This is a genomic window from Nonomuraea sp. B19D2, from assembly GCF_040137845.1.
Classification (GTDB): domain Bacteria; phylum Actinomycetota; class Actinomycetes; order Streptosporangiales; family Streptosporangiaceae; genus Nonomuraea.
Genome location: NZ_JBEFAK010000063.1, coordinates 1 through 23,878 on the forward strand (window position 1 = coordinate 1; position 23,878 = coordinate 23,878).

The 23,878-nt window shown below is 69.2% G+C and carries 25 protein-coding genes, 1 rRNA gene and 1 pseudogene; 14 read left to right on the forward strand and 13 right to left on the reverse strand.

The features are described from left to right. Positions 1-84 (forward strand): 5S ribosomal RNA (rrf, locus tag ABN273_RS53010); the annotation flags it as partial. Between the two features lie 53 nt (positions 85-137). Here the strand turns inward: rrf and ABN273_RS53015 are convergent. Next, the gene (locus ABN273_RS53015) at positions 138-332 is read right to left on the reverse strand and encodes a hypothetical protein (RefSeq protein ID WP_349457357.1); all 195 of its coding nucleotides are present in this window, start codon (positions 330-332) and stop codon (positions 138-140) included. Between ABN273_RS53015 and ABN273_RS53020 the strand changes: the two are divergent. Further along, positions 319-978 (forward strand): annotated as a pseudogene (locus ABN273_RS53020) (hypothetical protein); the annotation flags it as partial. The gene ABN273_RS53015 and the pseudogene ABN273_RS53020 sit on opposite strands and share 14 nt — an antisense overlap. A gap of 30 nt (positions 979-1,008) precedes the next feature. Here ABN273_RS53020 and ABN273_RS53025 read toward each other — a convergent pair. The 3 genes from ABN273_RS53025 to ABN273_RS53035 form a co-directional block, all read right to left on the reverse strand. Further along, the gene (locus ABN273_RS53025; RefSeq protein WP_349457359.1) at positions 1,009-1,725 is read right to left on the reverse strand and encodes a DUF4097 family beta strand repeat-containing protein; all 717 of its coding nucleotides are present in this window, start codon (positions 1,723-1,725) and stop codon (positions 1,009-1,011) included. A gap of 44 nt (positions 1,726-1,769) precedes the next feature. Further along, positions 1,770-2,963: a lipase family protein gene (locus ABN273_RS53030; protein WP_349457360.1), complete on the reverse strand. Its 1,194-nt coding sequence runs from the start codon at positions 2,961-2,963 to the stop codon at positions 1,770-1,772. Between the two features lie 429 nt (positions 2,964-3,392). After that, the gene (locus ABN273_RS53035; RefSeq protein WP_349457361.1) at positions 3,393-3,845 is read right to left on the reverse strand and encodes an Lrp/AsnC family transcriptional regulator; all 453 of its coding nucleotides are present in this window, start codon (positions 3,843-3,845) and stop codon (positions 3,393-3,395) included. Between the two features lie 125 nt (positions 3,846-3,970). Here ABN273_RS53035 and ABN273_RS53040 point away from each other — a divergent pair, with 125 nt between their 5' ends. Further along, positions 3,971-4,858 (forward strand): phenylalanine 4-monooxygenase, encoded by an 888-nt coding sequence (locus ABN273_RS53040; RefSeq protein ID WP_349457362.1) that lies wholly within the window; start codon positions 3,971-3,973, stop codon positions 4,856-4,858. Positions 4,859-4,891: 33 nt separating this feature from the next. Further along, positions 4,892-5,833, forward strand: a complete 942-nt coding sequence (locus tag ABN273_RS53045; protein WP_349457363.1) for a serine hydrolase — start codon at positions 4,892-4,894, stop codon at positions 5,831-5,833. On the opposite strand, the gene ABN273_RS53050 is transcribed toward ABN273_RS53045, so the two are convergent. The 5 genes from ABN273_RS53050 to pstS are packed head-to-tail and all read right to left on the reverse strand — an operon-like array spanning position 5,802 to position 10,281. After that, positions 5,802-6,527 (reverse strand): winged helix-turn-helix transcriptional regulator, encoded by a 726-nt coding sequence (locus ABN273_RS53050; RefSeq protein ID WP_349457364.1) that lies wholly within the window; start codon positions 6,525-6,527, stop codon positions 5,802-5,804. The genes ABN273_RS53045 and ABN273_RS53050 overlap by 32 nt on opposite strands. Further along, entirely contained in the window at positions 6,527-7,303 is a 777-nt protein-coding gene (gene pstB, locus ABN273_RS53055) for a phosphate ABC transporter ATP-binding protein PstB (RefSeq protein ID WP_349457365.1), read from the reverse strand. The genes ABN273_RS53050 and pstB overlap by 1 nt, the downstream gene beginning before the upstream one ends. Positions 7,304-7,318: 15 nt before the next feature. Further along, positions 7,319-8,194 (reverse strand): phosphate ABC transporter permease PstA, encoded by an 876-nt coding sequence (pstA, locus tag ABN273_RS53060; RefSeq protein WP_349457366.1) that lies wholly within the window; start codon positions 8,192-8,194, stop codon positions 7,319-7,321. Continuing rightward, a complete protein-coding gene (gene pstC / locus ABN273_RS53065) occupies positions 8,191-9,171 on the reverse strand; it encodes a phosphate ABC transporter permease subunit PstC (protein WP_349457367.1) in 981 nt (326 codons plus the stop codon). The genes pstA and pstC overlap by 4 nt, the downstream gene beginning before the upstream one ends. 6 nt (positions 9,172-9,177) lie before the next feature. Further along, positions 9,178-10,281 carry a phosphate ABC transporter substrate-binding protein PstS gene (gene pstS / locus ABN273_RS53070; protein WP_349457368.1) on the reverse strand — a complete coding sequence of 368 codons (1,104 nt, stop codon included), beginning with the start codon at positions 10,279-10,281 and terminating at the stop codon, positions 9,178-9,180. Positions 10,282-10,402: 121 nt separating this feature from the next. Here pstS and ABN273_RS53075 point away from each other — a divergent pair, with 121 nt between their 5' ends. Together ABN273_RS53075 and ABN273_RS53080 are read left to right on the forward strand one after the other, a co-directional pair. Next, positions 10,403-10,876 (forward strand): low molecular weight protein-tyrosine-phosphatase, encoded by a 474-nt coding sequence (locus tag ABN273_RS53075; protein ID WP_349457369.1) that lies wholly within the window; start codon positions 10,403-10,405, stop codon positions 10,874-10,876. After that, entirely contained in the window at positions 10,863-11,660 is a 798-nt protein-coding gene (locus ABN273_RS53080; protein ID WP_349457371.1) for a fructosamine kinase family protein, read from the forward strand. The genes ABN273_RS53075 and ABN273_RS53080 overlap by 14 nt, the downstream gene beginning before the upstream one ends. A 25-nt stretch (positions 11,661-11,685) precedes the next feature. Here ABN273_RS53080 and hisN read toward each other — a convergent pair whose 3' ends face one another. The 3 genes from hisN to aroA form a co-directional block, all read right to left on the reverse strand. Beyond that, complete coding sequence (hisN, locus tag ABN273_RS53085) at positions 11,686-12,489, reverse strand: histidinol-phosphatase (RefSeq protein WP_349457372.1); 804 nt, start codon at positions 12,487-12,489, stop codon at positions 11,686-11,688. A 244-nt stretch (positions 12,490-12,733) separates the two neighbouring features. Continuing rightward, the gene (rsgA, locus tag ABN273_RS53090; protein ID WP_349457373.1) at positions 12,734-13,819 is read right to left on the reverse strand and encodes a ribosome small subunit-dependent GTPase A; all 1,086 of its coding nucleotides are present in this window, start codon (positions 13,817-13,819) and stop codon (positions 12,734-12,736) included. Positions 13,820-13,942: 123 nt separating this feature from the next. Further along, a complete protein-coding gene (aroA, locus tag ABN273_RS53095; RefSeq protein WP_349457374.1) occupies positions 13,943-15,229 on the reverse strand; it encodes a 3-phosphoshikimate 1-carboxyvinyltransferase in 1,287 nt (428 codons plus the stop codon). A gap of 68 nt (positions 15,230-15,297) precedes the next feature. Between aroA and ABN273_RS53100 the strand changes: the two genes are divergently transcribed. Next, positions 15,298-16,044 carry an SOS response-associated peptidase gene (locus ABN273_RS53100; protein ID WP_349457375.1) on the forward strand — a complete coding sequence of 249 codons (747 nt, stop codon included), beginning with the start codon at positions 15,298-15,300 and terminating at the stop codon, positions 16,042-16,044. Between the two features lie 155 nt (positions 16,045-16,199). Next, positions 16,200-16,532 (forward strand): TraR/DksA family transcriptional regulator, encoded by a 333-nt coding sequence (locus tag ABN273_RS53105; protein WP_349457376.1) that lies wholly within the window; start codon positions 16,200-16,202, stop codon positions 16,530-16,532. A 109-nt stretch (positions 16,533-16,641) separates the two neighbouring features. On the opposite strand, the gene ABN273_RS53110 is transcribed toward ABN273_RS53105, so the two are convergent. Beyond that, complete coding sequence (locus tag ABN273_RS53110; RefSeq protein WP_349457377.1) at positions 16,642-17,397, reverse strand: class I SAM-dependent methyltransferase; 756 nt, start codon at positions 17,395-17,397, stop codon at positions 16,642-16,644. Between the two features lie 309 nt (positions 17,398-17,706). On the opposite strand from ABN273_RS53110, the gene ABN273_RS53115 reads away from it, so the two are divergent. The 6 genes from ABN273_RS53115 (at position 17,707) to ABN273_RS53140 (ending at position 23,865) form a co-directional block, all read left to right on the forward strand. Further along, positions 17,707-18,312, forward strand: a complete 606-nt coding sequence (locus tag ABN273_RS53115) for a sigma-70 family RNA polymerase sigma factor (RefSeq protein WP_173526616.1) — start codon at positions 17,707-17,709, stop codon at positions 18,310-18,312. Further along, a complete protein-coding gene (rsrA, locus tag ABN273_RS53120) occupies positions 18,309-18,575 on the forward strand; it encodes a mycothiol system anti-sigma-R factor (RefSeq protein ID WP_349457378.1) in 267 nt (88 codons plus the stop codon). The genes ABN273_RS53115 and rsrA overlap by 4 nt, the downstream gene beginning before the upstream one ends. A gap of 10 nt (positions 18,576-18,585) precedes the next feature. Beyond that, entirely contained in the window at positions 18,586-19,527 is a 942-nt protein-coding gene (locus ABN273_RS53125) for an NAD-dependent epimerase/dehydratase family protein (protein ID WP_349457379.1), read from the forward strand. A gap of 221 nt (positions 19,528-19,748) precedes the next feature. After that, complete coding sequence (locus ABN273_RS53130; protein WP_349457380.1) at positions 19,749-21,098, forward strand: HD-GYP domain-containing protein; 1,350 nt, start codon at positions 19,749-19,751, stop codon at positions 21,096-21,098. Further along, positions 21,095-22,387, forward strand: a complete 1,293-nt coding sequence (locus tag ABN273_RS53135) for an HD-GYP domain-containing protein (protein WP_349457381.1) — start codon at positions 21,095-21,097, stop codon at positions 22,385-22,387. The genes ABN273_RS53130 and ABN273_RS53135 overlap by 4 nt, the downstream gene beginning before the upstream one ends. A 122-nt stretch (positions 22,388-22,509) precedes the next feature. Then, positions 22,510-23,865 (forward strand): acetyl-CoA carboxylase biotin carboxylase subunit, encoded by a 1,356-nt coding sequence (locus ABN273_RS53140; protein WP_349457382.1) that lies wholly within the window; start codon positions 22,510-22,512, stop codon positions 23,863-23,865. Positions 23,866-23,878 lie beyond the last annotated feature (13 nt).

Genomic DNA, 23,878 nt, shown 5'->3' on the forward strand with positions numbered 1-23,878 from the left:
TACATTCCGAACCCGGAAGTTAAGCTTCCCTGCGCCGATGGTACTGCACTCGGGAGGGTGTGGGAGAGTAGGTCATCGCCGCACAATTCTTATGGAAGAGGGCCACCTTTCGGGGTGGCCCTCTTTTGCGTTGGCGGTCAGCCGCCCTTCGTGTTGACGTACGTGATGGCGTACTTGGCAGTGACCGAGGTCCACGGAACGATGACGACAGCGCCGTTCCGTTCGAAGACCTGGGCGTCCTGACCGTCCGTTCCGTACTTCTGCGGCAATGAGGCCAGCGCAGTGGCCTTGCCGGTGGTGACGGCGAGAGGCGTGTCAAGCGACCCCGTCACCGCGATCACCACCGGCCTGCCGCTGCATCTGACCTTCGCAACCAAGGGCGAGCTGGCCATCGACCTGTTCCGCTCGGCCGGGACTGGCTCCAAGGGCGAGCGCACCTACGCCTGGGCCTGGATCGCCACTGCCAGCCCCGCCCACTATCTGCTGGTGCGTAAGCACCGCACGACTGGTGAACTGGCCTTTCACTACTGCTTCGTGCCCGCCGGTCAGCCAGCCACCCTGGCTCGCCTGATCACCGCGGCCGGGCTGCGGTGGCCGGTGGAGGAAAGCTTCCAGGCCGGCAAGGACCTGTTCGGCCTGGACGAGTCACAGGTCCGCCTCCACCAGGCGCTGCTGCGGCACCTTGTGCTGGTCATGGCCGCCTTGGCCGTCTGCGCGGCCACCGCCGCCACGACCCGGCGCCGCACCGACACCCAGGCCACGCGCCCCACCCGTCCCGACGAAGCACCGCCCGAGGACCCTGGCCTGATCCCGCTGACGATCGCAGAGGTCAAGCGCCTGTTCAACGCCGTCACTGGCCACACACCGGCCCTGGAACACGTTGCTCACTGGTCAGCCTGGCGACGCCGTCATCAAGCACGCGCCCGCTGGTTCCATCGCCGCGCCCGCCTGGCCACCGCATATATCCAGCTCAGCTAACGAATGACGGCTGTCGCTGGGAGGGGCCCATCAGGGTGCCCTGACCTCCAGATCCCCGGAGTCGCTGGACAGCGCGATCGTGCGCTGGGCCGAGGGGACGCTCGCGGGCTTGATGTTCTTGTGGCCGGAGTCCGTCTTGGCCACGATGTTGTACGACCCCTGAGGCACCTGGATCACGGTCTTGCCCGAATCCGTGGTGGTCGTGACCTGGTCGGGCGGCCCGGCGAAGGCCAGATTCATATCGCCCGAGCCGGTCTTCGTGGCGATCTTCTCGCCTGTCAGCTCGGTGGCCTCGATTGCCCCGGAGTCGGTGGTGGCTTCCAACTCGCCCGACAGGTTCTTCAGCGTCAGGTTCCCCGAGTCGGAGCTCACCTTGACGCGGAGTCCCGTGGGCACCTCGACCTGGTAGTGCACGTCGCAGGACGCGCCCAAGGCGCCCCACCCCCAGGTGGTGGGACAGGTGAACGTCAGTCCCAGCGTGTCTCCTTGCACCTTGTGGCTGGTCTTCGGCTTGTTCTTGAGCCAGCTCAGCCGCTCCGCCACGCGGATGCTCCGACGATGGGACTCCACCACTTCGACGGTCCCGGCGTTGGCGGCTTCGACGTGCAGCGCCGCCACCTTGCCGGTGACGTCGTACGACACGGTGTCCTCCGCCAGCGGGCTGCTGGTGCCGCAGCCGGTCGACACCGCCACGAGCCCGAGAAGGCCCGCGATCATCATGGTGCTCTGCATCTTCGTCATGTTCATCTCTGAGAGATTCGGCCGTAGCGGTGTTCTCGAGGCCGGACGGATCAGACCCGGTTGCCCGTGAAGCCGGCGACCACCAGCGGCAGCGCCTTACGGACGGTCTGGTTATGATCCACGCTGCCCGCGTCGGTGAGGGTCTGCGTGGCGCCGTGGGAACGCAGTTGACGCTGGCAGTACAGCGCGTTGTCGTACGCGACGTCCGTGTCGCCCTTGGCGTGATGCAGGCGGACCGGAACGGCCGGCTTCCAGTTGCAGGTGGAGTCGAGCGCGGTCAGCAGTTCCTTCAGTTTGCCGGTCGGCTTACGGACCCTGTCCAGGAACTGTGCGGTGAACAACTTCTCGGACGTCGGCGGCAACGCTTGGGCGATCTCCGCGGCCTGGTGGTTGCCGTCGAAGAGCTTCTCCACCTGCTCGTCGTACGGGGCGCGGAAGGCCTCGCTCGGCGTGCGGTAGATGTCGGTATAGCGGTCCGCCGAGATCACGAAGTAGGCGAGGTAGAGCGAGGCCATCCGGATCTTGTCGTCCGCGGCGGCGGCCTCGAAAGAGCTCAGGTCGAACGGGCCGGCGATCGGGGCGAGGCCGCCAAGCTGGAAGTACGGGTCATGCCCCTGTTGCAGGAAGCGCCCCACCATCATGGTCGCGGGACCGCCCTGTGAGAAGCCGCTGACCAGCACGCGCGAGTCGAGCCGCCGCTCGTGGTCCCTGGTGAAGGCGCGGGTCGCGCGCAGGGCGTCCACTGGGGCGGAGACCGTGGTCCGCGGGTCTCCGTAGGTGTGGTGGCCGGGCCCCGTGCCCAGGCCGAGATAGTCAGGGGCGGACACCGCATGCCCGGCCCCCGCGAACAGCAGCGCCGCGGCGCGGTCGGTGGATTTCTCGTTCACCGAGGCCACATCACCCCGGTAGACGGTGGTGCCGTGCAACCAGGAGACGACCCGCAGGTCGCGCCGGCCGTTGTCAGGCAGGGCGACCAACTGGCTGGCGGTGGTGGACCGGCCCTTGGCGTCAACGGTGCGATAGACCACGCGATAGGCGCTGACCCCGTATTTCACCTGCGCCGCATCGATGCCGGCCGCTTTGAGCCGCTCGGCGATCTGGCCCTTGTCCAGCTTCTCCACGAGAGTCGAGGACACCACGGCGCCGGGTGCCACGGTTTGTGTTACTGAGGCTTCGGCGGGGAACGTGGTGGCAAGGCAGCCCAGGGCGAGCCCGGCGGTCACTATGGCGCGAGAAAAGGTCATGCCGAAACCCTAGATACAGCCGCAAAGGGCGGCATTGCTGGCGGCACCCTGGTTCTTGGTAGTGCCAGCCTTACCCCTGCGCCGCCGTGGAGCGTGAACGGCGTCTTCGTCCCGCCCGGACCGCACCTGCCGGCATCAAGCACGCGCCCGCTGGTTCCACCAACGCACCCGCCTGGCCACCGCATATACCCAGCTCAGCTAACGAATGGCGGCTGCCGTACTAGGGCGATGACCAGGACGAGGGGCATCGCTCCCAAAGCGCAGCCAGAGCCCGGTCCTGCTTTTCCTGGGCGGTGGAGGGGGGAAGGGAGGCGCTCCCTGCCAAGGAGCGTTGTAGTGCTGATGGCCCGGCCCCGATGCCACTTGCGCCCCGATCGTGGAGGGATTTCACGAAAGAGGCAAGTCGTGCCAGTGGCACCGGAGTGATCGTCAGCGGCTGTCCAGGAGAGGCTCGATCCGGTAGGGGATCTGGGTGGACAGGGAGATGGTCGTGTCCGTGCGCTGCACCGCCGGTGACGCCAGGATGTGGGCGATGATCTCCTGGAGGTGGTCCGTCGTGCGCGCCACCACCCGGCACAGCAGGTCGTGCTGGCCGCTCGTACCGTGAACCTCCAGGATCTGTGGCACGGCCCGCAGCGCCTCCACGGCCTCCGCCAGCCGGCCCTGGGCGATCTGCAGCCATACGAACGCCAGGATGGGGTACCCGGCCCGGGCCGGTGACACGGTGGGGCCGAAGTCCTCGATCACGCCCCTGGCCGTCAGCTTCTCCACCCGAGCCTGTACGGTGCCGCGCGCCACGCCCAGCAGCCGGGCCAGCTCCGTCAGCCCGATGCGGGGATGGGCGCGCATGGTCACCAGCAACCTCGCATCAAGATCGTCCATGTGGCGCCCTCCCGGACTGTGCGATTCGACCAGAAATTACGGAATTTAGAGTGCGAAAGCAAGCGTATCGCTCAGCTGAGCTGGTCGCTCTTGCCAGGAAAATCAGGACTTGCTGTCATTTGGGCATGTTTGAGGAAGCGCAGTACTTCGCCCCCGTCGCGGCTCAGGAGGACGGGTCGGTGGTGGTCGAGCTGTCCGCGTCTCATCCGGGGTTCGCGGACCCGGTGTATCGGGCGCGGCGGAACGCGATCGCCGGGCTGGCCGTCAACCACCGGCCCGGCGCGCCCATCCCGGCCGCCGAGTACACCGAGCAGGAGCACGAGGTCTGGGCCCTGGTCACCAGGGAACTGGCGGTGAAGCACGCCAAGTACGCCACCGCCGAATACCTGGACGGCGCGGACCGGCTGGGGCTGCCGCGGGAGCGGATCCCGCAGCTCGAGGAGGTCTCGCGGCTGCTGGAGCCGTTGACCGGATTCCGCTACTTGCCTGCCGCGGGGCTGGTGCCGCTGCGGGACTTCTACGGCGTGCTGGCCGACGGGTACTTCCACTCGACGCAGTACATCCGGCACCACTCCGTGCCCTTCTACACGCCGGAGCCTGACGTCATCCACGAGGTGATCGGGCACGCCAACGCGCTGGCCGCCTCCCGGTACGCCACCCTCTACCGCCTGGCGGGCCAGGCGGCGCGCCGGGTCCAGTCCGATGAGGCGCTGGAGTTCGTGTCGAAGGTGTTCTGGTTCACGCTGGAGTTCGGGGTCATGCGGGAGGCGGGCGAGCTCAAGGCGTACGGGGCGGGCATCCTGTCGTCGTACGGGGAGATCGAGGAGTTCCGCGGCATGGACATCCGGCCGCTGGACCTGTCCGCGATGGGCACGACGCACTACGACATCACGAAATATCAGGACGTACTGTTTCAGGCCGAGTCCCTTCAGCACCTGGAGGACGTCGTGGGGGACTTCTGGGACACGTGTGACGACGACTCGATCGCGAAACTCATCGCCGCCGCCGTCTAGCGGCCTGTCGCAATTTTTCGTGATAATGCGTCAATGGTGGCGAGCCGCGGACAGGCGATACCACGAGCGGTCATCGCGCTTGCCCTGCTCGCCGCCCTCGTGCCGGCGTCGGCCCCGCGATTACCGGCCCCCGCGCCAGCACCCGTCGCGCGGCAGGCCCCCGTGCTCCTGGAGATCCGCGAGGAGGCCACAGGAGCACGGCTGGAGCAGGTCTCGGCCGAGGAGACCCTGACGCCGGTCCCGGCCAAGCGGATCGGCAAGCGGCTCGACGCCTACCTCGCGGGCCGGTCCGGGCAGGCCACCGCCATGGTCAAGGACCTGGCGACCGGGCGTGTCTACCGCTATCGCCCGGGGGAGCGGCTGATCACCGCGAGCACCGCCAAGCTGCAGATCCTCATGGCGCTGCTGCTGAAGACACCGTGGAAGAAGCTGCCGCAGGCGGTCCGGCACGACGCCGAGACGATGATCCGCTACAGCGACAACCACGCCGCCGACCGCCTCTGGCTGCGCATCGGCGGCGCGCCCGGCTTCACGAAGGCAGGCAGGAAGCTCGGGCTCAAACACACGCAGGGAGTCCCGGGCAACTGCGTCGACCTGTATTGCTGGGGAATCACCAGAACGTCAGTGGACGACCAGATCCGCCTCATACAGGCCCTGGTGTCCCCCAAGAGCCCGCTCAAGGCCAAGGACCGCGACCGGGTACTCGACCTCATGGGCCGGGTCGTCGACGGCCAGAACTGGGGAATCAGCGCCGCCGCGTGCGAGGGCGACCGCGTGGCGCTGAAGAACGGCTGGCTCAAGCACGTCTCGAACAAGCTCTGGGCCACGATCAGCGTGGGCCTGCTCAGACGCGACGGCCACGACTACGCCATTGCCGTACTCACCGAGGGAAACCCTCAGGTGGGGTACGGCATAGCGACCGTCGAAGGCGTGGCGAAGAGGATCATGCAGGGATTTCGGAAGTGCCCGGCGTGACCAGGCGGTAGCCGACGCCCCGCACGGTCTGGATGAGCCGGTCGTCCTCGTCGCCCAGCCGGGCACGCAGGCGCTTGACGTGCACCGCGATCGTGTTGGTCGAGGTGGTCGCCGCGGCGTGCCACACATGACGCATGATCTGCTCGCGGGTGACCGTGCGGTCCGCGTTGCGCATCAGGTAATGCAGCAGCTCGAACTCCCGCAGCGGCAGGTGCACGGCCCGCCCGCCCACGCGTACCTGGTAGGCCTGTACGTCCAGCTCGACCTCGCCCACGGCCAGCACCTGGCGCGACCCGGGCGAGGCCGCCTGGATGAACGGCAGCAGCTCCGTCACCCGGTAGGGCCTGGCCACGCAGGCGGCCGCGCCGGCCGCGAGCGCGCGTACCGCCTGCTCGGCGTGCCCCTCACCGACGCCGAGCAGCACAGGCACGGCACGCGCGAGGCGCACCGCGCGCACGAACTCCACCGCGTCGATGACCGTCAGCGTGGCCGAGACCAGCACCACGTCCGGCTGCAGGGCGCCCGCCTGGAGGAGGCCCTGAGCCCCGTCGGGCGCGCCCGTGACGGCCACGCCCTCGCTTTCGAGCGCCGTGGCGAGGTCCTCCACGACGGCGTCGTCAGGGTCGGCGATGAGCAGTACGGGCTTGGTCCGAGCTTCCCCGTTCACCGTGGCTGCCGCCTGCTGTTGGGTCATCAGCCGAAGCGCCCAGTGATGTAGTCCTCCGTGGCCTTCTGAGATGGATTGGTGAACATGCGGGACGTCTCGTCCATCTCGATCACCTTGCCGGGCTTGCCCTGCTCGGCGAGGTTGAAGAACGCCGTCCTGTCGCTGACCCGGGCGGCCTGCTGCATGTTGTGGGTGACGATGACGATCGTGTACTCGTCCTTGAGCTTGGCCATCAGGTCCTCGATGGCCAGCGTGGAGATCGGGTCGAGCGCCGAGCAAGGCTCGTCCATCAGCAGGACCTGCGGCTTGACCGCGATGGCCCGGGCGATGCAGAGCCGCTGCTGCTGACCGCCCGACAGGCCGGCGCCCGGCTTGTTGAGGCGGTCCTTGACCTCGTTCCAGAGGTTGGCGCCCTTGAGTGAATCCTCCACGATGCCGTCGAGCTCCGACCTGCTGACCCGGCCGTTGAGCCGGAGCCCGGCGGCCACGTTCTCGTAGATCGACATCGTCGGGAACGGGTTGGGGCGCTGGAAGACCATGCCGATCATCCGGCGCACTGACACGGGCGCGACGGTGGCGGCGTACAGGTCCTCGCCGTCGAGCAGGACCTTGCCCTCGACGCGGGCGCCGGGGATCACCTCGTGCATGCGGTTGAGCGTGCGGAGGAACGTGGACTTGCCGCATCCGGACGGGCCGATGAACGCGGTGATCGAACGGGGCTCGATGGTCATCGACACGTCCTCGATCGCCTTGTGCGACCCGTAGTACGCGTCGAGACCTGAGACCTGGATCTGCTTGGACATTGCGGCGGTAACCCCCTATCGGCCCCTGGCGGGCGCGCGCCACCAGGCGATCAGGCGCGCCACCAGGTTGAGCAGCATGACGATCAGGATGAGCGTGAGGGCGCCGGTCCACGCCCGGTCGATGGCGGTGTCGTTGGGGCGGCCCGCCTGGTCGAAGACGAAGAGCGGCAGGCCCATCTGCGGTCCGGTGAACGGATCGTTGTTGATGGAGTTGGTGAAGAACACCGTCATCAGCAGTGGCGCGGTCTCGCCGGCGACCCTGGCCACGGCCAGCATGGCGCCGGTGACGATGCCGGTGAACGCCGTCGGCAGCACGACCTTCATGATCGTGCGCCATTTGGCCACGCCCAGCGCGTACGAGGCCTCGCGTAGGTCGTTGGGCACCAGCCGGAGCATTTCCTCGGAGGATCTGACCACCGTCGGCATCATCAGGATCGACAGTGCGAGCGCGCCCGCCCAGCCGGAGAACTGGAAGCCGAGGAAGAGGATCCAGAACGCGAAGATGAACAGGCCGGCGACGATCGAGGGGACGCCGGTCATGACGTCCACGAAGAAGCTGATCGAGCGGCTGAGCCGGCCGCCGTTGCCGTACTCGACCAGGTAGATCGCGGTGAACAGGCCGATCGGCACCGAGATGAGCGAGGCGAGCAGGACCTGCTCGAGCGTCCCGACGATGGCGTGGTACGCGCCGCCGCCCGCGTCGCGGGCGCCGATGCCGCGCATCGAGTGGGTGAGGAACTCGAGGTCGAAGCGGGCCAGGCCGTTGGAGATGACCAGCCAGAGCACCGAGACGAGTGGCACCACGGCCAGCGCGAACGCCAGGTAGACCAGCCCCTGGACGAACTTGTCCTTGACCCGGCGGCCGGTCGAGATGTGCTGGATTCCCGTCATGCGCCGGCCCTCGCGTACTCCTTGCGGCGGTTGATGATCAGGCGTGCACCCATGTTGACCAGCAGCGTGATGGCGAACAGCACCAGGCCGGAGGCGATCAGCGCGCCGCGGCCGATCTGGGTGGCCTCGGCGAAGCCGTTGGCGATGTTCGCGGCGATGCTGTTGGCGTGGGGCGTGAGGATCTCGAAGGTGATGTCGAAGGTGGCGGGGAAGATCAGCGCGACCGCGATGGTCTCGCCCATGGCCCGGCCGAGGCCGAGCATGGCGGCGCTGATCACGCCGGGACGGCCGAACGGCAGCACGGCCATCCTGATCATCTCCCAGCGGGTGGCGCCGAGCGCGAGCGCCGCCTCCTCGTTCATCTTCGGCGCCTGGAGGAACACCTCGCGCGAGATGGCCGCGATGATCGGGAGGATCATGATCGCCAGCACGATCGAGCCCGCGAGCATGGTCTTGCCGCCGATGGCGCCCTCGCCGGCGAACAGCGGGAACCAGCCGAGGGTCTCGTTCAGCCACTTCGACGGCTCGCGCAGCAGCGGCACCAGGAACGCCACGCCCCACAGGCCGTAGACCACGCTGGGCACGGCGGCGAGCAGGTCGACCAGGTAGCCGAGCGGCGCCGCCAGGCGGCGGGGCGCGTAGTGCGAGATGAACAACGCCACCCCGACCGCAATCGGGGTGGCGATGACCAGAGCGAGCGCGGAGCTGAGCACGGTGCCGAAGGCCAGGGCGGCGATGCCGAACACCTTCTGGCCGTTGGGATCCCAGGTCAGCTCGGAAAAGAAGGAGCCGTTGTTCGCCTGCAGGGCGGGGATGGCCTCGCTGATGAGGAACACGGCGATCGCCGCCATGATCGCCAGGAGGATGACACCCGCTGCGGTGGAGACGAAGCGGAAGGGGCCTTCACCATGGCTGCGCCGCGAGGCGGACCGGCTCATGGCCGGCCCGCCGTCACGGGTCTTCAGATTTGTGGTCATCTGCAATCAGGAGATCGCCTCGACAGCGGACCGGACCTTGGTGAGCAGCGTTCCCGCCAGCGGGGCGTAGCCCAGCTCCTTCAGCGCCGCCTGGCCCTCGTCGCTGGCGGTGTAGGTGAGGAAGGACTTGACCACCTTCGACTCCTCGGCCGCGAGGCCCTTCTCGCAGGTGATCTCGTACGTCACCAGCACGATCGGGTAGGCGCCTGGGGTCTTCGTGGCGTAGTCGATCGACAGGGCGAGGTCGTTGCCGGTGCCCTTGATCTCGGCGGTCTCGACGGTCTTGGCCGCGCTCTCGGGGGTCAGCTCGACGAACTCGTTGGCGCCGTTGGCGACCTTGGCCTTCTGCAGCTGGGAGTTCTCGGCGTACGAGAGCTCGACGTAGCTGATCGCGCCCTCGGTGTCCTTCACGGAGGAGGAGATGCCGTCAGAACCCTTGGAGCCCTGGCCCTTGGCCTCGGCGGGCCACGCCTTGGCGGGCTCGTACGGCCAGCCGCCGGTCGCCTTGAGGAACTTCGTGAAGTTGTCGCTGGTGCCCGACTCGTCCGAACGGTGGAAGGCCTGGATCGGGGTGGCCGGCAGCTTGGCGTTGGGGTTCTCGGCCTTGATGGCGGCGTCGTCCCACTTGGTGATCTTGCTGTTGAAGATGCCGGCGAGCGTCTTGGGCGACAGCTGGAGGCCGTCCACGCCGGGCAGGTTGTAGACCACCGCGACGGGGCCGGTCACCATCGGGATGTTGATGGCCTTGCCGGTCTTGCAGCGGGCGTCGGCCTGCGGGGCCTCGTCCTCCTTCAGCGCCGAGTCGGAGCCGGCGAAGGCGACCGTGCCCTGGATGAACGACTGCACGCCCGCGCCGGAGCCGCTGGGCTGGTAGTTGATGGTCACGCCCGGGTTCGTGGCCGTGAAGTTCTTCGTCCACTCGGTGATCGCGTTGGCCTGGGCCGAGGAGCCCGCGGACTGAATCGTGCCGCTCAGACCATTGTCGTTGCCCGCGGCGGGCGCGCTGGCAGACGTGGTGCCACCGCCGGGGGTGTTGTTGTCTGTGCCGCACGCAGCGAGGGAGAGCGCGCCGACGACGGCGACGGCGGCGAGCCGGCCTGCATACTTCACGGTTGGGTTTCCTCCCACTTGGTCCTTAGTCGCCATGAAGCTATGCAGCGAAGGTGACTTGAACCCCCTGACAAGGGTGAACGTTCGGTGAACGCGCCCGGTCGGCCCCATGATGGGGGTTATGACTTATCGCGTATGCCTGGTGTGCATGGGAAACATCTGCCGGTCCCCCATGGCGGAGGTGGTGCTGCGCCAGACGCTCGTCGACCGCGGGCTGGGCGACCGCGTCACCGTCGAGAGCGCGGGGACCGGCGGCTGGCACGCCGGTGACCCCATGGATGAACGGGCGCTGACCATCCTCGAGCAGCACGGTTACGACGGCTCGGCGCACCGGGCGAGGCAGTTCACCCGGGACTGGTTCGACCGCTACGACCTGGTGCTGGCCATGGACCGGGACAACCTCGCCAATCTACGACGGATCGCGCCCGATTGGGGGGAGGTGCGGCTGTTCCGCTCGTTCGATCCCGCCGCCGAGGAAGGGGCCGAGGTGCCCGATCCGTACTACGGGGGCCGCGAGGGGTTCGAGGAGGTGCTCGCGCTGGTCGAGTCCGCCTCCGAGGGCGTGGCCAAGCACATCGCCGATGAGATCGACTGAGAGCCTCGGCTCGTCCCACGGCTGGCGGCGGCTGCGGGGCGTGCTGGACGACGGGCGTGAGGTGTTCGCGAAGACAGCGTCAGTCATTGGGGCCGCCTCCGAGGTGTTCGCCTCAGAGGCCGCCGGGCTGCGCTGGCTGGGCGAGGCCATCGCGGTGCCCGAGGTGGTCGAGGTCGGTCCCGATCGGCTCGTGTTGTCCTGGGTACGGGAGGAGGCGCCCAGCGCGGCGGCGGCCGAGCGGTTCGGGCGTTCGCTGGCCCGGCTGCATCGGGCCGGGGCCGCGGACTTCGGCGCGCCGTGGCCGGGGTTCATCGCCGAGCTGCCGATGGGCAATTCGCCCGCCCCCGACTGGCCCTCCTTCTACGCCTCCCAGCGGGTGCTGCCCTTCGCGCGGCAGGCCCGGCTGCCCTCGTCCGACGTGGCGCTCATCGAGCGGGCCGTGGAGCGGTTCGCCGCGGTGGCCGGGCCGCCCGAGCCGCCCGCCCGGATCCACGGGGATCTGTGGAGCGGGAACGTGTTGTGGTCCGGCGGGTCGGCGGTGCTGATCGATCCCGCGGCCCATGGCGGGCATCGGGAGACCGACCTGGCCATGCTCGCGCTTTTCGGGCTGCCGTACCTCGATCGGGTGCTGGGGGCGTACCACGAGGAGTTTCCGCTGGCTGAGGGGTGGCGGGAGCGGGTGCCGCTGCATCAGCTGCATCCGCTGCTCGTCCACGTGGTGCTGTTCGGCGGGTCCTACCGTGACGGGTTGATGAACGCGGTCCGGCGGGTGCTGGCGCTCTAGCCTCCGCGGTTTATGAATGCCGGGCTCATGAACGCCGGGTGAATGTGGTGCCGTTGAGGCGGTCGATCACCTCGTCGTGCAGGATCCCGTTGGTGCAGACCAGGCTGCCGCCCTCCAGCCCGCGCACCCCGGCGACGTCGGTCCAGCGGCCCCCGGCCTCCTCGACGATCACCGTGAGGGCCGCCATGTCCCACGGCGACAGCTCGGGCTCGGCCGACAGGTCCACCGATCCCTCGGCGACCATCATGTGCGACCAGAAGTCGCCGTACGCCCTGGTGCGCCAGCAGGTCCGGCCGAGGTCGAGGAAGTTGTCGAGCCTGCCCGTCTTCTCCCAGCCGCCGAAGCTGGAGTACGAGAACGACGCGTCCTCCAGGCTGGACACGGAGGAGACCTGCATCCTGGACGCCTTGGTCAGGCTCTTGCCGGTCCACGCGCCGTTCTCGGTGGCCGCCCACCATCTCCGGCCGAGCGCCGGGGCCGACACCAGGCCGACGACGACCTTGCCGTACTCCATGAGCGCGATCAGGGTCGCCCACACCGGGACGCCGCGCACGTAGTTCTTCGTGCCGTCGATCGGGTCGATGATCCAGGAACGGGCACCCCAGCCGGTCTTCCCGAACTCCTCGCCCACGACCGCGTCACGCGGCCTGGCACGGCGCAGCGTGCCCCGGATGGTCTCCTCCACGGCACGGTCGGCGTCGCTGACCGGCGTCAGATCGGGCTTGGTGTCGACCTTGAGATCGACCGCCTTGAACCGCCGCATGGTCAGGTCATCGGCGGCGTCCGCCATGACATGCGCGAGGCGAAGATCATCGTTATAACCCTGCACGGTCGCCAACGCTACCGGAATTGTCCTCACTGCTCCGGCTTCAGGCCCGGGGTAAAGCGGACTTTTCCGTGAGACTGGGCAAGAACTGCTGTTTCGCCGTCAAGGTAAAAGGGCGTTCAGACAGCTCAGATCGGTTGATTCCCCTGTTTGACGCGCCGGGTACCGACAGAGAATGAGGACCACCCTTTGGTAGGGAAAGTTGTGATTCCCGCCGGAGGGCGGTACTTCGGGAAACCCACCCGGATCAGGGGGCGTCCTCGAGGGTGCCTTCGCGGCTGGAGAGAAGGCGGCGCAGGGACTCGAGGCGGGTGGGATCGGCGTTGCCCGCGGCGACCCAGGCGTCCAGGGCGCAGTCGGGGCCCTGGTGGGTGCAGCCCTTGGGACAGTCGACCGTGCCCTCCACGAGATCGGGGAACGCGGCCAGGACCGTTTCCATGTGTACGTGGGCCAGGCCGAAGCTGCGGACGCCCGGTGTGTCGATGATCCAGCCGCCCTCCGGCAGCTCCAGGGCGACGGCCGAGGTGGAGGTGTGGCGGCCGCGGCCCGTCACGGCGTTGACCTGGGCCACGGCCCGATTGGCGGCCGGCACCAGGGCGTTGACGAGCGTGGACTTGCCGACGCCCGAGTGGCCGACCAGGACGCTGACGCGGCCTGCCAGATGGTCGCGGAGCTCCTCCAGGGGGCCGCCCTTGTGCACGACGACGTGCTGGACGCCCAGGGGGTTGTAGAGGGCCACCAGCTCGTCGGGCGGTGCGAGGTCGGACTTGGTGAGGCAGAGCAGGGTGTCGATCTCGGCGTCGAAGGCCGCCACCAGTATGCGGTCGATCATGCGGGGCCGGGGCGGCGGGTCTGCCAGGGCGGTCACGATGACGAGCTGGTCGGCGTTGGCCACGACCGGGCGCTCGATGCCGTCGGTGTCGTCCGTGTCGTCGGCCGAGCGGCGGAGCATCGACGTGCGCGGCTCCACGCGTACGACCCTGGCCAGGGTGTCGGGGCGGCCGGAGACGTCGCCGACCAGGGCCACCCGGTCGCCCACGACGATGCCCTTGCGGCCCAGCTCGCGGGCCTTCATGGCCACCACGAGGCGTCTTTGCGGCGGCTTGCGCTTCTGCGCGGACCCCTTCGGGCGTTCCGGCTCGACCAGCGTCGTGTATCGGCCGCGGTCGACGGCCACCACGAAGCCTTCGACGGCGTCCTCGTGCGCAGGACGGATCCGGGTCCGTGGCCTGGAACCTCTGCCCGGCCGGACCCGTACGTCGTCCTCGTCGTACTCCCGCTTCCTCAGCGGTCTGCTCCCATGCGTTGTCTCACTTTCCCTCGTCGCGGGCATGCGGGGACGCGTCGTGCCGGTGGACCTCGCCAGATGGGCGGCCGATCCTCACATGCCGCCCTTTTCCCGACGTGCCCGGCGTTTCCATCGCGAAACCCGCAGCTGCGGGGCAGCGCGCCCGGGTCACCGTGCCTCCAGCATGCCGGCCCACATCTGGACGAACTCGGGAAGGGTCTTGGCCGTCGTCGCGATGTTCTCCACCTCCACGCCGGGCACCCTGAGGCCGATCACGGCCCCGGCCGTGGCCATGCGGTGGTCGTCGTAGCTGTGGAAGGTGCCGCCGTGCAGCGGGCGGGGACGGATGATCAGGCCGTCCTCGGTCTCCTCCGCGTCACCGCCCAGGCGGTTGATCTCGGTGGCCAGCGCGGCCAGGCGGTCGGTCTCGTGGCCGCGCAGGTGGGCCACGCCCCGGATGCGGCTCGGCGTGGTCGCGAGCGCGGCGAGGGCCGCGATCGTCGGCGTCAGCTCGCCCACCTCGTGCAGGTCGGTGTCGAGGCCGGTGATCTCGCCTGTCGGCCGCCCCGTGACCACCAGGTCCGAGCCGTCCGGTGAGCGGGTGACCGCGCCACCCATCGCGGTGAGCAGGCCGCGCAGGGCGTCGCCCGGCTGCGTGGTGCTGGCCGGCCAGGCGGGGATGGTGACCGTGCCGCCCGTGACGAGGGCGGCGGCCAGGAACGGGGCCGCGTTGGACAGATCGGGCTCCACCGTCATGTCCCTGGCCGCGATCGGGCCGGGCTCGACCCGCCACACGTCGCGCTCGCCGTCGTCGACCGTGACGCCCACCGCCCTGAGCATCTCCACGGTCATCTCGATGTGCGGCTGCGAGGGCACGGGCGGGCCGACGTGGCGGATCGTGATGCCCTTCTGGAACCGCGCCGCCGTCAGCATCAGCCCGGACACGAACTGCGACGAGCCCGAGGCGTCCAGCGTGACCTCGCCGCCCGCCGGCGGCCCGCTGATCGTGAACGGGAGCGCGTCGTTGTCGACCCTCGCGCCCAGCGAGCGCAGGGCGTCGAGGATGGGGCCCATCGGGCGCTTGCGGGCGTGCGGGTCGCCGTCGAAGAAGACCGGGCCGTCGGCCAGGGCGGCCATCGGCGGGACGAACCGCATGACCGTGCCCGCCAGCCCGGCGTCGATGCTCGCGCCGCCCCGGATCGGGCCCGGCGTGACCCGCCAGTCGACCCCGGCGGCGCTCTCGCCGGCGGCCTCCAGGGTGGCGCCCAGGGCACGCAGGGCCGAGACCATCAGGTCCGCGTCGCGGCTGCGCAGCGCCCTGCGCACGACGCCTGGGCCGTCGGCGAGCGCGGCCAGGACGAGGGCGCGGTTGGTCACCGACTTGGAGCCGGGCAGCGAGACGGTGGCGGTCACCGGAGCGGTCGCCGTGGGTGCGGGCCAGTGCGGAGCGGGCATGGTCAAAGACTACCGGCCGTCACGGAGGCAAACATGCGAGCGAAAGCCGTACGTGGCAGTGTGGGGTTATGTGCGGTAGATACGCCTCGGCGCGCAAGAAGCACGAGCTGCTCGAGGAGTTCCAGGTCGAGCAGGACGGCGACCCCGACAAGGAGCTCGGCGCCGACTACAACGTCGCGCCGACCAAGAACGTCTACGCCGTGCTCAGCCGTGTCCCCCAGGAGGCAGAGCGGGCGGTACGGCAGCTCAGGATCGTGAAGTGGGGCCTGGTGCCCGCCTGGGCGAAGGATCCGTCGATCGGGTCCCGGCTGATCAACGCCAGGATCGAGACGGTGGCCCAGAAGCCGTCGTTCCGCCAGGCGTTCGCCAAGCGCAGGTGCCTGCTCCCGGCCGACGGCTATTTCGAGTGGATGCCCGTCGAAGGCGAAAAGAAGAAGAAGCAGCCGTACTTCATCCATCCTGAGGACGGCGGGGTGCTGGCCATGGCGGGCCTGTACGAGTTCTGGAAGGACCCGTCGCGTGCCGACGACGACCCGCTCAAGTGGCTGGTGACCTGCACCGTCATCACCACGGACGCGGAGGACGAGCTCGGCCGCATCCACGACAGGATGCCCATGATGATCGAGCGGGAGCGCTGGGCGGAGTGGCTCGACCCCAAGTTCACCGACGTCGGCCAGGCCACGCGGCTGCTGGTGCCAGCCGACCAGGGGCGGCTCACGGCGTACCCGGTCTCCACTGATGTCAACAACGTCAGAAACAACGGCCCGGATCTCATCAAACCACTACCGGAGGAGGAGGAAACTGCCCTTTTCTAAAGGTGTAAGAAGCCCTGTAAGTGGGCATCCGGTGAGGAAAGCGATGCATCCGTTCACTCGGTGTCACCGCCAAAAATGCCCCCTAATTGCACCGGGCGGGACAATCGGGGAGTCCTAGCCGCGGGTTGCCGTGAATCACCCGGAGGTGCGGATTCGTGGACGTCACGACCGCTCGTGAGCGGCTGGAAGACATGCTCGCGGAACTGGACCGGTCGATCGGGGTCCTCCAGGGCGACCCCGTCGCCGTACGCGAGCACTCGGCGGCCGACGCAGGCTCAGACCTGACCGACGCCGACCGTGCGCAGGCCATGCTGACCGTTGCCACCGCGCAGCGTCGCGCCGTGATCGAGGCGATCAAGCGCCTGGACGAAGGCGTGTACGGCCAGTGCGTCGACTGTGCCAAGCCCGTGCCGGAAGGGCGGCTGGAGGCCCGCCCGGAGGCCGCGCGCTGCGTGCAGTGTCAAGGTAAGCAGGAGCGGCGCCGCTGACTCCGCGGGCCGCCGGCCACGAAGAACGGCGGCCACGAAGAACGCGCGGTCACGGCACGGGAGCTCTGCAGGACGCGACTCAGGCGCTTCACGGCCCGGGCTCGGGTGCTCAGGCCGGGTGGGACGGGCTCTTGCGGCAGCTGGCCACCAGATGGATGCCGACCGTGTCGTCGTCGTCCGGATGGGCCTCCAGCTCCGTGCGTACCAGGTAGTTCAGTGCGCGCGCGTCGGACCCGAGCACGTGGTCCACCGTGGACGGCGACAGCACCGTGCGCGGCCGCATCCATTCGACCTCGAGCCCCGCGCCCACCAGCAGCTCGCGCAGCTGCCCGCTGCTGAAGCAGCGCGTGATGCTGCCGTCCGGCCACGGCACGAGCATGACCTCGCCGGTCTGCCGCAGATGTTGCCACTGCTCCTGCTCGGCCAGGATCGCCATGCCCAGCACCAGCGAGTCGACGCACACCAGCGCCCGACCGCCCGGCCGCAGCACCCTGGCCACGTCGTTCATCGCCGACTCCGCCATCAGCTCGATCGACAGCACGCGCTCCTCGGCGAGCACCGCGTCCACGCTCGCGTCGGGCAGGAACGCCAGATCGTCGGCGCGTACGTGACGAACCCGGTCGGCATCCCGCAGCCGGGACTGCGCATCGACGGTACGGCGGAAGTCGAGCACCTCGAGCACCTTGTGACCTGCCCTGGCCGCCTGGCCGGACCAGCGCCCCCGGCCGCCGGAGAGATCGAGGATGACGGAGGGTTCGCCGGGGAGCCATCGGTTGAGTTGTTCGGCGGCGACGGCGCGGTAGAAGGTCCAGTACGGCCCGAGCGTCCCTGAGCCGTTCAGTTCCTCGGCCGGAATGGGCAGCACACGCGACTCCTGGGTTCCGGGTAAAGGGCTACCAGCCGGTACGTATGGACGTTCCCCGCACCGGGTCCTTCGTACCTTCTATCTTGCGGGAACAGACAAGGGCGCGGGCGTGTTGCGACGAGCATGCTCGCTGTTGTTGATGGTCGCGATCGCTCCGGCAGTCGTCGGCTCGTACCTCGCTCACTCCCGCCGAGCTCCTTCGCTCGCATGGTCGAACCCCTCCCCGCTGGCCAGCGCGTCATCGGCCAGCGGGTATCCTCCCCTGAGTACGGTGTTCCGCAACAGCCGGCCACCGGTGATCTTAGGGGGGTGGGTCCGGTGCCCGCGACAGGCGCGGAGACGCTGGAGCAGCGAAGCGAGCGATTCGAGCGCGATGTCATGCCGTATCTCGAGCAGCTCTACTCCGCCGCGCTCCGGATGACCCGGAATCCCGCGGACGCGGAGGACCTGCTGCAGGAGACCTTCGCCAAGGCGTTCGCGTCGTTCCACCAGTTCCAGGAGGGCACGAACCTCAAGGCGTGGCTCTACCGGATCCTGACCAACACGTTCATCAACAGCTACCGCAAGAAGCAGCGTGAGCCCAAGCAGTCCGGCACGGAGGAGATCGAGGACTGGCAGCTCGCGCGGGCCGAGTCCCACACCTCGAGCGGCCTGAAGTCGGCGGAGGTCGAGGCGCTCGAGCACCTGCCCGACGGCGACATCAAGCAGGCGCTCGCGGCCCTGCCGGAGGAGTTCAGGATCGCGGTCTATCTGGCCGACGTCGAAGGCTTCCCCTACAAGGAGATCGCCGACATCATGGGCACTCCGATCGGCACTGTGATGTCGAGGCTGCACAGGGGACGCAGGCAGCTCCGGGGCCTCCTTGAGGACTATGCTCGCGAGCGTGGCCTGGTCCCGGCGGAGGGATCGAAATGAGCTGTGGCAACCCGCATGACACCGACTGTCGCGAGGTGCTCGACAAGGTCTACGCCTATCTTGACGGCGAGCTGACCGAGAGCGACATCGTGGACATCCGCGTGCATCTCGACGAATGCGGCCCGTGCCTGAAGGAATACGACCTGGACAAGGCGGTCAAGGCGCTCGTGCACAAGCACTGCGGCTGCGACCCGGTCCCCGCTGACCTGCGCTCCAAGGTCCTGGCCCGCATCGCACAGGTCAGGTCGGAGCTATCCGACTAAGATTCACACCATGCGTGTGCTGGTCACCGGAGGCGCCGGGTTCATCGGGTCCAATCTTGTCGATCGACTGCTCGCCGAGGGTCATGACGTCGACGTGGTCGACGACCTGTCCTCCGGGTCCAGGGACAATCTGGCCGCAGCCGCCGACAGTGATCGGTTCCGGCTGCATGTGCTCGACGTGCTCGACCCGGCGCTGACCGGTCTCGTGGCCGAGCTGCAGCCGGAGGTCGTCTGTCATCTGGCCGCGCAGATCAGCGTGCGCAAGAGCGTGGCCGACCCGAGGCGCGACGCCAGGGTCAACGTCGAGGGCACCGCCTCCGTGCTGGCCGCGGCCCACGAGGGACGCGCGCGCAAGGTGGTGTTCGCCTCCTCCGTGGCCGTCTACGGCAGGCCCGCCACCATCCCCGTGCCCGGCGACGCGCCCACCGACCCGCGCTCGCCGTACGCCGCGTCGAAGCTGGGCGGCGAGACCTACCTCGCCGCGTTCCGCGCGCTCTACGGCATCGAATACACCACGCTCGTGCTCTCCAACGTCTACGGCCCGCGCCAGTCGCCGGAGGGCGAGGCGGGCGTGGTCTCGATCTTCACCGACGCGCTGCTCAGCGGCACGCCCACGGTCGTCTACGGCGACGGCACCCAGACGCGCGACTACGTCTACGTCGACGACGTGGTCGACGGGTTCGTCACGGCGTGCGGGCAGCGGGGCGACGGTCAGAGGTTCAACCTCGGCACCGGCATCCAGACCACCGACCGCCGGCTCCACTCGCTGATCGCCGACGCGGCGGGCGCGCCGGACCACCCGGGGTTCGCGCCACCGCGCCCGGGCGACCTGCCCGCCATGGCGGTCGATCCGGTGCCCGCCCACGAGGGGCTCGGCTGGGAGCCACGTGTCGACCTTCCGACCGGGGTGAAGAAAACGGTCGAATGGGCGCGAAATCGTCGCCGCAAGTAGTTGCATGATTACGCTTTGCTTGCGATTTCCGACTCCGCCCTTGCGGTGACGTCCTCTTCTGTAGCGTGAACTCCAGAAGTCGACATGGAGGCATGTGGATGATGAAGGTTACGGTCGCCCGGCTGCTCACGGCCATCCTGTTGATCACTCCGGTGGTCATGCTGATCGGGGGAGCGGTTCCTCCCGGGGTGTCCTGGACCTGATCTCCGTAGGGGGCCGCAATGCGTGATCTGGCGTGGCCTGCAAGGGTCTATCTGGTTGCCGTGATCGGGGCGGCGGCTGCTCTCATCGTACGTAGCATGATCGTCTCCGGTCCCCCCGTGGCGCCGGAGGACCTGGACGTCCTGCTGGTGCTCGCCCTGCTGTTCCTGGTGTGCGAGTCGATGCCGACGCTGCTCAACGTGGAGCAGTTCGCGGTGTCGGTCAGCTTCTCCGCCTCGCTGGCGGCGGTGGTGTTGATCGGGCCGGAGGGCGCGGCGCTGGTCGGGCTGACCGCGGTGCTGAGCGTGCGTCCCGGGCTGCCGTTGATCAAGCGGCTGTTCAACGGCGCGCAGTTCGCCATCTGCGGCTACGTGGCCGGGCGGGTCTACGAGGCCCTCGACGGCCAGGTCGGCGTGCCCCAGGTCAACGCGTTCGACGAGCTCATCGGCCCCTACGCGGCGGCCACCGCCGTGTTCGTGCCGCTCAACATCGCGCTCACGCTCACCATCATCGGGCTGGCCACGCACGTGCGGGCCACCGAGGTGCCGATGCGCGGCATGGCCCAGTTCCTTCTGTCTTACCTGGGCTACGGCACGTTCGGGCTGCTGGTGGCCGGGCTCTGGGCCACCGTGCAGTCGATCTCGGCGGTGCTGGTGCTGCTGCCGCTGTTCGTGGCGCGATGGGCGTTCGGGCAGTATCACGCGCAGCAGCGCTCGTACGACGCCACCATCGCCGCGCTCTGCCAGGCCGTGGAGACCAAGGACTACTACACCCGGGGCCACTGCACGCGGGTCTCGCTCGCCTCGTCCATGATCGCTGAGGAGATCGGCATGGGCCCCGAGCGCGTGCGGGCCATCCGCTACGCGGGCATGCTGCACGACGTGGGCAAGCTCGGAGTGCCGACCAAGGTGCTGCAGAAGGACGGGCCGCTCACCGAGGAGGAGTTCGCCGCGATCCAGCTCCACCCCATGCGCGGCCTGGAGATCGTCCGCGGCATCGGTTTCCTCGACGAGGCGTACGCCGGGATCATGCACCACCACGAGCGCCACGACGGCACCGGCTACCCCATGGGCCTGGCCGGTGACGAGATCCCCGAGTTCGCCAAGGTCATCGCGGTGGCCGACGCGTTCGACTCGATGACCTCCGACCGCTCCTACCGCGGCGCCAGGCCCGTCACGGAGGCGCTCGACGAGCTGCGCAAGACCGCGGGCACCCACTTCGACCCGGTCATGGTCGCGGCCTTCATCCGCGCGCTCGACCGGGAGCCGTGGCAGCCGCCGCGCAAGGTCGAGGCGCCGCCGCCCGATGAGACCCCGATCAAGGACCACGACGACCCGACCATGCCCATCGAGGTCGTGACCGGGCAATGATCACTACGGAGCGCCCGAGGCGTACAGAACGCTCGCTGAACACGGTCCTGCGCCGGCTCGACTCGGGCCAGCTGCTGCTCATCTGCGCGGCGGGGCTGGTCGCGATCGCGGGCGTCGCCCACACCGCCGCCGTCGGGCTCGACCGCGCGGAGATCGCGCTCGGCTTCGGCGCGTTGATCGCGGTCGGCGAGTTGGCCAGGCTCACCATGCCGGGCAACAGGGAGGTCGCACCCATCGGCGCCGCCGCCGCCCTGGGCTACACACTGCTGCTCGACCTCAGCCAGCACCCGCTCCGCCACTCCGCCCTGCAGGTCGTGGCCGTGATCGCGGTCGGGATGCTGGCCGGGGCGCTCCCGCACCTGGCGGTCGGCCGCCCGCCCCGGCTGGACGCGATGGCGCGGCGGCTGCTCACCGGCGCGCTGCTGGCCTTCGCGTTCCGGCCGCTGGCCGACCCGCTCTACGAGCTGACCAAGCCGCCGACCAGCACCTGGTGGCCCGCGCTCGTGGTGATGGTGACGCTCATCGCGATCACCCTGCTGATCGACGTGCTGATCGCCGCGCTGCTCCGGGCCGAGCAGCTGCGCACGGCGTTCAGGGTGGCCGTGCGCGACGAGATCAACATGGCCTTCCCGCTGGGCGCGGCCGTGGCCTCGTCGGGCGTGCTGCTCGCACTGGCCACGCACAGCATGGACCTGGTCGCGCTGCTGGTGTTCGCCGCGCCGCTGCTGGTCACGCAGGTGGCCTTCAGGAAGTACGCCGGGATCCGCGCGACCTACCTGCAGACCGTACGCGCGCTGTCGCGGGTCACGGAGGTCGGCGGCTACGTCGAGCCCGGCCATTCGCGCAGGGTGAGCCGGCTGGCCGTGGCGATCGGCAGAGAGCTGGGCATGGCCGAGCCCGAGCTGCTGGAGCTGGAGTACGCCTCGCTGATGCACGACATCGGCCAGCTCTCGCTGCGCGACCCGATCCCCGGCGGCGCCACCGTGCTGACCGAGCCCGAGCAGGCGCGGCGCATCGCCGAGCTGGGCGCCGAGGTGATCAGGCAGACCGGCGTGCTCGACCGGGTGGCCGACGTGGTCAGGCGGCAGTGCGACCCGATCACCGACGACCCGCCGCTGTCGAGCCGCATCATCAAGGTCGCCAACGCCTACGACGACCTCGTGGGTCCCTCGACCGACCGCGACCGTGCCGGGGCCGCGCTGGAGCGCATCCGGTTGTCGTCCGGCAGCGCGTACGATCCCCATGCGATCGAGGCGCTCACCCGGGTGATCGACCGCGGCCGCGGCTAGCCGTACAACCGCTGCCCCGTTTTGGGCCGCTCACATTTGTGGGGTTCCTACAGATCATGCTCTTCGGATCGGTGGTTTAGGGGGAAAGGAGACGGGCCGGTCGCGGCCATAGGCTGATCGGCGTGCTTACTGAGACGCTCGGACCCGTTCTGATCGCCAACCGAGGGGAGATCGCGCGGCGGATCATCCGCACGGTCAAGCGGCTGGGGCTGCGCGCCATCGCCGTGCACTCGGAGGCCGACGGCGACCTGCCGTTCGTGCGAGAGGCCGACGAGGCCGTGCTGATCGGCCCGGCCAACCCCGCGCAGAGCTACCTCGACGCCGGCAAGGTGCTGGAGGCGGCCCGCGCGACCGGTGCCAAGGCGATTCACCCCGGTTACGGGTTCCTCGCGGAGAACTCCGCGTTCGCCAGGGCTGTGATCGACGCCGGGCTGGTGTGGATCGGGCCCGCGCCCGAGGCCATCGACAAGATGGGCGACAAGATCAACGCCAGGAACCTCATGGAGAGCGCCGGCGTGCCGGTCGCCGCGGGCACCCGCGAGCCGGTCACCGACCTGTCGCTGGCGCTCAAGGCCGCCGAGGCCATCGGCTACCCGGTCATGGTCAAGACCGCGGGCGGCGGCGGTGGCATCGGCATGAGCGTGGCCCACGACGACGAGGGCCTGGCCAAGGCGTTCGAGCAGGCCGCCAGGGCGGCGGCCAGGTTCGCGGGAGACGCGCTCGACGGGCCGGCCGTGCTGCTCGAGCGCTACATCGAGCGGGCCCGCCACGTCGAGGTGCAGATCCTCGGCCTGCCCGACGGCCGGGTCGTGGCACTGGGCGAGCGCGACTGCTCGGTGCAGCGCCGCCACCAGAAGGTCGTCGAGGAGTCGCCGTCCCCGGGCATCACCCCCGAGCTGCGTGAGCGCATTCTGGCCGCCGCCGCGCGGGCCGGCGAGGCCGTCGGCTATCTCGGCGCCGGTACGGTCGAGTGCCTGGTCGACGCCGACAAGCAGGACTTCGTGTTCCTGGAGATGAACACCAGGTTGCAGGTGGAGCACCCGGTCACCGAGCTCGTCACCGGGCTCGACCTGGTCGAGCTGCAGCTGCGCGTCGCCGCGGGGGAGAGCCCCGAGGTGCGGCCCGCGACCACCGGGCACGCGATCGAGTTCAGGGTCTACGCGGAGGACCCCAAGCGGTTCTTCCCCGGACCCGGCACGATCACGGCGTGGGAGGAGCCGGAGGGCGAGGGCGTACGCGTGGACTCCGGCTACACCGCGGGCAACACGGTCACCCCGTTCTACGACCCCCTGATGGCCAAGCTCTGCGTCCACGGCGAGACCCGCGCCGACGCGCTGGAGCGGGGCCGCAAGGCGGTGGACGCGTTCGTCGTCGAGGGCCCCAAGAACAACCTGCCGTTCTGTGCGGAGCTGCTGGAGAACGAGGAGTTCGTATCCGGTGACTACGACACGGGCCTGGTCGCGCGGATGCGGGCCTAATGTGAATAGAGTG